8 protein-coding genes are annotated in these 7,440 nt (G+C 45.3%); 4 read left to right on the top strand and 4 right to left on the bottom strand.

What is annotated here, in order from left to right:
* The coding region (locus BP95_RS30995) for an exosporium glycoprotein BclB-related protein (RefSeq protein WP_036667301.1) at positions 1-816 on the top strand (816 nt) is incomplete at its 5' end.
* 120 nt (positions 817-936) lie between these two features.
* On the opposite strand, the gene BP95_RS0119720 is transcribed toward BP95_RS30995, so the two are convergent.
* Positions 937-1,227 (bottom strand): YxcD family protein, encoded by a 291-nt coding sequence (locus BP95_RS0119720; RefSeq protein ID WP_021253956.1) that lies wholly within the window; start codon positions 1,225-1,227, stop codon positions 937-939.
* Positions 1,227-1,670 (bottom strand): import inner membrane translocase subunit Tim44, encoded by a 444-nt coding sequence (locus tag BP95_RS0119715; protein WP_021253955.1) that lies wholly within the window; start codon positions 1,668-1,670, stop codon positions 1,227-1,229. Before BP95_RS0119715 ends, BP95_RS0119720 begins: the two co-directional genes overlap by 1 nt.
* Before the next feature lie 148 nt (positions 1,671-1,818).
* On the opposite strand from BP95_RS0119715, the gene BP95_RS0119710 reads away from it, so the two are divergent.
* A complete protein-coding gene (locus tag BP95_RS0119710) occupies positions 1,819-2,379 on the top strand; it encodes a DUF309 domain-containing protein (RefSeq protein WP_021253954.1) in 561 nt (186 codons plus the stop codon).
* Positions 2,380-2,423: 44 nt separating this feature from the next.
* Here BP95_RS0119710 and BP95_RS0119705 read toward each other — a convergent pair whose 3' ends face one another.
* Complete coding sequence (locus BP95_RS0119705) at positions 2,424-2,966, bottom strand: PadR family transcriptional regulator (protein WP_021253953.1); 543 nt, start codon at positions 2,964-2,966, stop codon at positions 2,424-2,426.
* Positions 2,967-3,230: 264 nt separating this feature from the next.
* Here BP95_RS0119705 and BP95_RS0119700 point away from each other — a divergent pair, with 264 nt between their 5' ends.
* Positions 3,231-4,313: a CobW family GTP-binding protein gene (locus tag BP95_RS0119700; protein ID WP_036667298.1), complete on the top strand. Its 1,083-nt coding sequence runs from the start codon at positions 3,231-3,233 to the stop codon at positions 4,311-4,313.
* 51 nt (positions 4,314-4,364) lie between these two features.
* Complete coding sequence (locus tag BP95_RS0119695; RefSeq protein ID WP_021253951.1) at positions 4,365-5,345, top strand: AraC family transcriptional regulator; 981 nt, start codon at positions 4,365-4,367, stop codon at positions 5,343-5,345.
* Between the two features lie 217 nt (positions 5,346-5,562).
* On the opposite strand, the gene BP95_RS0119690 is transcribed toward BP95_RS0119695, so the two are convergent.
* Positions 5,563-7,404, bottom strand: coding sequence for an ABC transporter substrate-binding protein (locus tag BP95_RS0119690; protein WP_021253950.1), 1,842 nt, complete (start codon positions 7,402-7,404; stop codon positions 5,563-5,565).
* Positions 7,405-7,440: the final 36 nt, after the last annotated feature.

The raw sequence follows: 7,440 nt of genomic DNA, 5'->3' as shown, positions 1-7,440 counted from the left end.
GGAGCGACCGGCGCCATCGGAGCGACAGGAGCAACAGGAGCAACAGGAGCAGGAGCCACGGGAGCAACAGGTGCGACAGGAGCAACCGGCGCCATCGGAGCAACAGGAGCAACCGGAGCAGGAGTCACGGGAGCAACGGGTGCAACAGGAGCAACAGGAGCAGGGGCAACCGGAGCCACAGGTGCAACGGGAGCAACCGGAGTAGCCGGGGTAACCGGAGCCACGGGAGCTACAGGAGCCACCGGAGCAGGAGTTACCGGAGCAACTGGTCCAGCGGCACCTTCTATTATTCCATTTGCGTCGTTCTTACCAATATTGCTAACGACTGGTTTCTGTGGAGTAGCGGGTATTGGTGGTCTCATTGGATTCGGCAACAGCGCACAAACTCCTTCGGTACTTGGACCTACGATAGACCTTACCGGAGGACCTGGGATACCTTTAAATCTTGCATTTACAGTTCCATGTGGAGGAACCATTAAATGTATAGCTGCATACTTTAGTGTTACTTCAGGGCTCTGCTTAGACTGCTTGGGTGGGGTTAATCAAACGTTAACGATTCATGCTCAACTCTGGCAATCCACTGTGCCAGATAATATCTTTACACCAATAGCAGGAACGTTAGTAGATCTGCAGCCATCATTGACGGGAGTTATTACGTTAGGTGAACACGTAAATGGGTTGCTGTCGGGATTGAATATCGTAGTCCCACCTCAAACTCGCTTGCTTTTGGTATTCTCCGTTACGACTACTGGATTGACAGAGCCAATTTCGATTGCAGGTTATGCAAGTGGAGGAGTCACTATCATTTCGAATTAACTGAGAGTCGAATATCCTTCCTGCTCTTTGTTTGATACGAAAAAAAGGCAGCCTCTTGGGCCAACGATGCATCATCGTATGACTCAAGGGCTGCCGCTCTATTTATAGCTGCATCTTATATTATAGGTTTGTATCGATATCTGCCCACATTTCCTCATCCACGTCAAGCTTAATCTGATGACGGAATACACGTTGTCCGTATTCCTTGCTCATGTACTGTTCAATGGCTTCCAGCAGATTGGACTCAATCAAGTATTGGGAGCGATCATGCACCCATACTTCTGCTGTGAATCCATGCTCTTCATCCCAGCACAGCTCAACATTTACATCTTCGGGTCGAACCTGCTTGCGCATCGCGATGTGAAGGCATACAGCATTAATGAGTTCGTCCATAGAGAGACGAAATTGCATTAATTCCACCGCCCAGGACCTGGTGTAGATGGGTTGCGTTTATTTCTGAACCTCTTCACTACCATCATAACAAGGCTGATGAGAAGGAATATTGCCATTACGTTGATCATAAGCCCAAGGATGTCTCCCAGAAATCCAAGATTGCCGAACATGCTGCCGAACAACATTCCAGCTAATCCACCAATCATTAAGCCTTTCATTAGGCCGCCGCCACTGAAAAATCCACGTTGCTGTGTCGGTGCTGTGCTTGATGTATTGCTCTTATTGGTGTTGTCCGTACGATTCACCTGATTCGTAGACTTGTTTGGAGCTGGCTTGTACTTCTGAACTCCTGAGCGGAATGAACCTCCGCGCTTGGCATCAGCCACGTCTATCACCGTCGGTGTTGTTACCGCGAAGATAAGGAAGAATGCCATAACGACCATGATCCATTTATTACGCATGAATTGCCTCCCTATTGATGTAATATTTGTTGACAAGTAATAATACGTGTTCGAGTAAAAAGAGGTTTCAAATAAATATTGAAATTGATACAATAAACGAAATTAAGTTCATTGCAACGAGGACTGTTTTTATAGTAGGAGGAATACGATGCGATATCCAAAAGCGTATATTGAATATTTGGCACATTTCCATGGGCCAAGAGACTGGTTCGAATGTCATGAAATTATGGAAGAGTATTGGAAAGAGGAGCCCTCTGCGGAACGGAAACGTCAGTGGCTTGCTCTTGTACAAATTGCTGTAGGCCTCTATCACGAGCGCCGAGGTAATGTGGCAGGGACATTGAAAATGTTATCAAGTGCACTTGGACATGCGGAAGCGATCGACTGGGGGGCGCTTGGAATTAATGGTGAGACCCTGAAGCATGAATTGAAGGAACGGGTAGCATTACTCACAGATGAGAACAAGATGACAAACGCAGCTTCCACATACTCGGAGTGGAACTTTCCAATAGAGGATCAATATCTGCTTGAATTATGTATCCAATCTTGTGCGGATAAGGGATGGACTTGGTGTATGAATGGCAGTCAATCAATTGCAGCGGTTAGAGACAAGCACCTGCTGCGCGATCGGACAGACGTCATCGAAGCGAGGCAGCAAGCATTCAAGGCTAGAACCACCAATAGAAAGTCGACACGATCAGGAAAATAAGGATCCCGTCTGTAGATACCAAGACACGGACGGGAACCAGATGTTTATGAATCAGAATCCTCTTGTTCTAACATTTGAACAACCCAGCGGCACCATTCAATTTGGGCGGCAGCAAGAGAAATTGCACGATGAAGCAGGATATAGTCGCCGAAATGCTTGGATCGAATATGGCGATCTTCCTCAGAGATGCGATCAAGCAATTTCTCAAAATAAGCCGTTTTGGTCTCCAGTTGTTTCATTCGGGTTAGGAATAATGGAATCGTGATTTCTTTCTCGGTCATCCAAATGCACTTTGTTTTTAAGCTGAGCTCATCACGTGTCATTTGCTCCGCAGGAGGTTCGCCCAGCCAATCCAATACAACAGACTTCCCTTGTTCAGTAATGGAATAGACCTTCTTGTCGGGTTTGTCCCGCTGTTCAATTCGCACAAATTGAACCAAGCCCTCTCGTTCGAGCTTTGCCAATAACGGATAGATCTGGCTGTGCTTCGCTGGCCAAAACGGCTGGATACGGAGCATAAGATCATAACCAGAACAGGAATCGCTAGCTAGAAGGCCTAGCAATCCGTATGACAATGTATTCAGCAACCCTAACACCTCCTCTTTCTTTCAATGTACCCCTTCTGTCGTTTCTACTTCATTCAACTTGTAACCATAGCAAGAATGCAAATGATACAATCCCCATTATATGTAAGAATATACATAATATCAAGTGTGATTTGAAAGATCTCAGCAGTTATTATTTCCCTCATATCGGATGTGGATAGATCCCGTAAGTGGCATGGTTGCTTCGCATAGAGCATGAGGGTATGATGAGAGAGCAAGCATGATTAGGAAACGGGGTTATTGTCAATGCGAACATCACAACAAAATCAAAATCGAGACCGGGCTATACCGGTTATTATATTATCTGGCTTTTTAGGAACGGGTAAGACGACATTGTTGAAGCAGTGGCTGCAGTGGAGCACGGAAGAGAATCTAACACCTGCTGTCATTATGAATGAAGTTGGTGAAGTGAATTTGGACGGTCAGCAGTTGCCGCCTGAAGTGGCGATGAAGGAAATGCTCGGTGGCTGCATATGCTGTTCGTTCCGCGGCGACTTCAGCACCAAGCTGTATGAGCTTGTACAGGAAGAACAGCCGGATGTCATCTATGTAGAATGTACGGGAATAGCAGAGCCGATGGAACTGGTCGAGTCTATTACCGAAGTTTCTCTGTATTCAGATATTGTGTTGACTAACATCGTCACGGTTGTCGATGCCAAACATCTAGGAGACCTGCTAGATGATGAGACTGCCATCCAGAAAGCGAACCGCAAGATGATGCGATTGCTGGAAGAACAGGTACGAGCAGCAAACACAATCCTATTAAATAAATCTGATTTGGCAACAGCTGAACAGCTCGATAAAGTACAGCAGCATGTGAAGCAATGGAATGCACACACTAGCCTTGTCATTACTGATCATGCCGTCGTCGAACGAGAGCTGTGGATTCAGAGCTGTGTACATGCAGGAGGATCGTTATTGCTTGTTGAAGATGATGTACAATCCAGCGAAAATACGAATAATACACATGTGCAGCATGGTCATGATCATCTCCATGTGGAGCATGCGAAGAAGGATTCACACCATCATTCTCATTCACATGCTCATGATTTCGTCACAGCGTGGACGCATCCATTGTCTGAGCCGGTGGACAGTGAACGATTTGAAAATTGGCTGTCCACGCTGCCTTCAAATGTGTATCGTGCTAAAGGGATTGTAAGCTTTACTGATACGACGAAGCGTTATATGTTCCAATTTGCATATCGTCAATCTGAATTTATTCCGATAGCGCCTCAAGGCAAGGTGAAGGATGTGCTTGTCGTTATCGGTGAGCATTTGGATACGGGAATGCTTAAGCGAACTTTTGAAGCGGCCGTTTACAAGGCTTAGGTGTTTGTTGTTGAGTAGATGATTACATCTTAACATGGAGATCGTACAGGGATGAGCCAAATCGACTTTCATCATAATTTCAATCGATTTTTTGACGGACTTGAAATAAAGCGGATGGATTCGAACCGCAACGAACAATTACTGCTCCCTTCTCACATAGGTGAGGGAACGATTCGAAGATTTATTCCGCGTACCGATATTGAAGTTATTGTCTCGAATTATACGATGAACCGTGAGCGAACCATATCGCTGCAAACGGAGGCAGCGATGGTTGAACTGCAGTATTGCTTGCAGGGGACTAGGGAAGTGAGCATAGCTGGTGAGCGAAATGAAATCATCCCAGGAATATGCTCCCTGCAATTGATTAAACAAGCAGATGCGAGGTTTGAGTTTACTGGCAATACGACGTACCATATGGTCAGTATTGGTATTCCGATTCACACTTTTCATCACTTTATGGAGGAAGGTGATGGGACGAGAAGGGTGGATTTCTCGCAGCTACTTGGCAGCCAAGATTATGGGTGTGAATATGAACGGATTACGCCTGATGCAACCTTACGTTTGCATCAGCTGCTTGAAGCATCCTTGATGTCCAGTACTCGAAATATTGAATTGGAATGCCGTGCTATGGAGTTATTAGAGGAAGCCTTCCAACTGTTCTTCTCGAATCCCAGAACATCTCATACGAAGAAGATGAGTAGAACGGATATGCAGAAGGTTAAGCAGGCGAGAGAAATTATGGTGCAGCAAATGTCAGATCCGCCCTCATTGCTAGAGTTGTCTCGCATGGTGGGCTTGAATGATTTCAAGCTGAAAAAGAGCTTTAAAGAAATGTACGGAGCAACTGTATTCGGCTATTTACGAGAGAAGCGGCTGGAGAGAGCACTGTTTCTGCTGCAGCAGGGCAAGCTGAATGTGACGGAGGCCGCTTATGAAGTGGGTTACTCGAATGCCAGTTATTTCTCGGAAGCTTTCCGCCGCAAATATGGTGTGAATCCTGGAAGCTTAGTCCGTCAATCAGAACGAATATAACATCTTTACTACAAACATGTCTATTTATACAGTAATGCAGAATGACCTCATTTCCTAATAATTTGATAATCTTGTAGACCGCTCTTGTGAGTGGTCTTTTTTTGATGGACGACACCGCAAACACGAACACGCAGTATGGTACCGTTCAGAGATCGAACAAGGCTCTGTGTCTCTTACAAGGGGAGGGCATAGAGCCTTGCTGCATTCGAATTGATATTTAGGATTTGGACGCTACTCGATACTTGTCTAAGAATTCCTTTACCTTCTCAGGATCTGCCTTCAGTTCATTCCCGGTCTTTACGATTGGGCTGACCGTCGAGGCTGCCTTGAAGATATGGTTATTGTAGAATTTCAAGAAGTCTTCTTGGTTGATAGAGTATAGAACTGCTTTTCGCAGGTCTGCACTCTTGGCTACTTCTCGATTCGCTGTGTTGAAGAGCAGGTAAGATACTGCATTGCTCTCAATGCTTTGCAAGGACAGCTTGCTGTCATTTTTCACAAGGTCAAATTTTGTTTCAGGCACTCCATAGTTGACATAGATTTCACCGCTTCGAAGTGCGGCCAATTGGCTGTCAGCATCCTTTATGAAGCGCAAAATGACTTTATTGATTTTCGGTTCATGCTTTGTGCCTCTCAAGTAACCCGGATTTTTGTATAGAATCGCTTCATAATCATTTTTATAGGACAAGATATATGGTCCGCTCGTAACCAGTACGTTATTGTATTTGTTTCCTTCCGTAACTGTATTCTGATCTCCATATGGAATGTCCTTGTTCACATCGAACTTCGCTACATCGTATGTATTGATGCGCTCTACCTGCTGCTTCGATACGATTCCTGCCGACTGATGGGCCAAATAATTTAATACTTGAGGGAAAGGTTCAGTTGTTGTCAATTTGATAACTTGATATTTGCCGGTCTTGCTGTTCGCATCATTTTTATTCGTGACAAGTGAGGAAATCTTGTTTTCAAGTCCTTGCTCTAGCACAGTCTTAATTGTGTCACTGCCTCCTGAGAGCTTCGCAGTTACCAGCTCCTTCAAATCTGAGACAATCTCAACGGACTTAATATGCTCATGCAGGCTGTACGTGCGATGATCGGGAACAGAGTTCTTATCCTTTGCCCGATTCAGGGAAAATACAACATCGTCAGCTCCAACGCGCTCGCCGGTATCAACAGCAAGCTTGTTCTCAATTTTGGCAAAATGGATATCATCTCTCAAAATAAAGTAATAATCCGAGTTGCCTTCAGCAATTGCGTGATTGTAGGACAAGGAACCGTCTGAAGTGATGCGGTCATCATCGGTCAGATTAATGAGACGTACATACATATTCGTATTGATCATGTTGATCGATCCATCATTGCCTTTAATCGGATCAAGGGAGGTCAGCGTTGAAGATCCTTGCGCCAAAATGAGAGGAGTTGCTTGACGCTTGGACGTATCCTTAAAGTCTACATCCTCCCAGGCAAAGGAACGAGACTTGGACAATCTCACGGAATCTCCATTCAGCAGGTCTTTATTGTAAGCTTGGCTCTTTAACGAAATATATAAGGGCGCAATATAAGCTTGATCAAACACGAGCCGCTGCTCCAATTGCTTGTATGTCTCGATAAACTCCGCAGGGGTCTGTGAGGCCGCTTTGTCGATCAATGCATCGATTTCCGGATCAGCGAGGATACTGTAGTCTCCTCCTGATTTGAATAGGGAACGTACGGCATAATCAGGATTTCCCGTTACGGTGGTCCAGCCTGACAGTGCGATATCATAGTTGCCAGCTTCCTTCTGAGCCTTGAAGCTGCCGTAATCCGGCTGCAAGTTCAGCTTCACGTTGAAGCCATTTTTGGTTAGTTGATCACGAATGATGTTAAGATCGGATTCGCCAGTGCTCATGCCCAGCAGTTCGATGGTCACTGGTGCTCCTGTTTCTGTTTGCGGTTTATTTTCAGCGCTCTTGGCAGGCTCTTTGCCAACGGTATCGGATTTCGTACTTACCGAGCATCCGCTTACTAACACGAGTACAGACAATAGTAAGATGAAGAACTTGCTTTTGGATAGCATATGAGTTCCCTCCCATAATTTCGTATTTATGATTCT

The organism is Paenibacillus sp. UNC217MF (assembly GCF_000686865.1).
GTDB lineage: Bacteria > Bacillota > Bacilli > Paenibacillales > Paenibacillaceae > Paenibacillus_B > Paenibacillus_B suaedae.
Note: the sequence above shows the minus strand (reverse complement) of the source record. Positions and strands in the feature narration are given on the sequence as shown.

Bases quoted from the DNA above. Each gene is read 5' to 3' on its own strand.
- BP95_RS0119720 (WP_021253956.1), bottom strand. From the start codon at position 1,227: ATGCAATTTCGTCTCTCTATGGACGAACTCATTAATGCTGTATGCCTT.
- BP95_RS0119715 (WP_021253955.1), bottom strand. From the start codon at position 1,670: ATGCGTAATAAATGGATCATGGTCGTTATGGCATTCTTCCTTATCTTC.
- BP95_RS0119710 (WP_021253954.1), top strand. From the start codon at position 1,819: ATGCGATATCCAAAAGCGTATATTGAATATTTGGCACATTTCCATGGG.
- BP95_RS0119700 (WP_036667298.1), top strand. From the start codon at position 3,231: ATGCGAACATCACAACAAAATCAAAATCGAGACCGGGCTATACCGGTT.
- BP95_RS0119695 (WP_021253951.1), top strand. From the start codon at position 4,365: ATGAGCCAAATCGACTTTCATCATAATTTCAATCGATTTTTTGACGGA.
- BP95_RS0119690 (WP_021253950.1), bottom strand. From the start codon at position 7,404: ATGCTATCCAAAAGCAAGTTCTTCATCTTACTATTGTCTGTACTCGTG.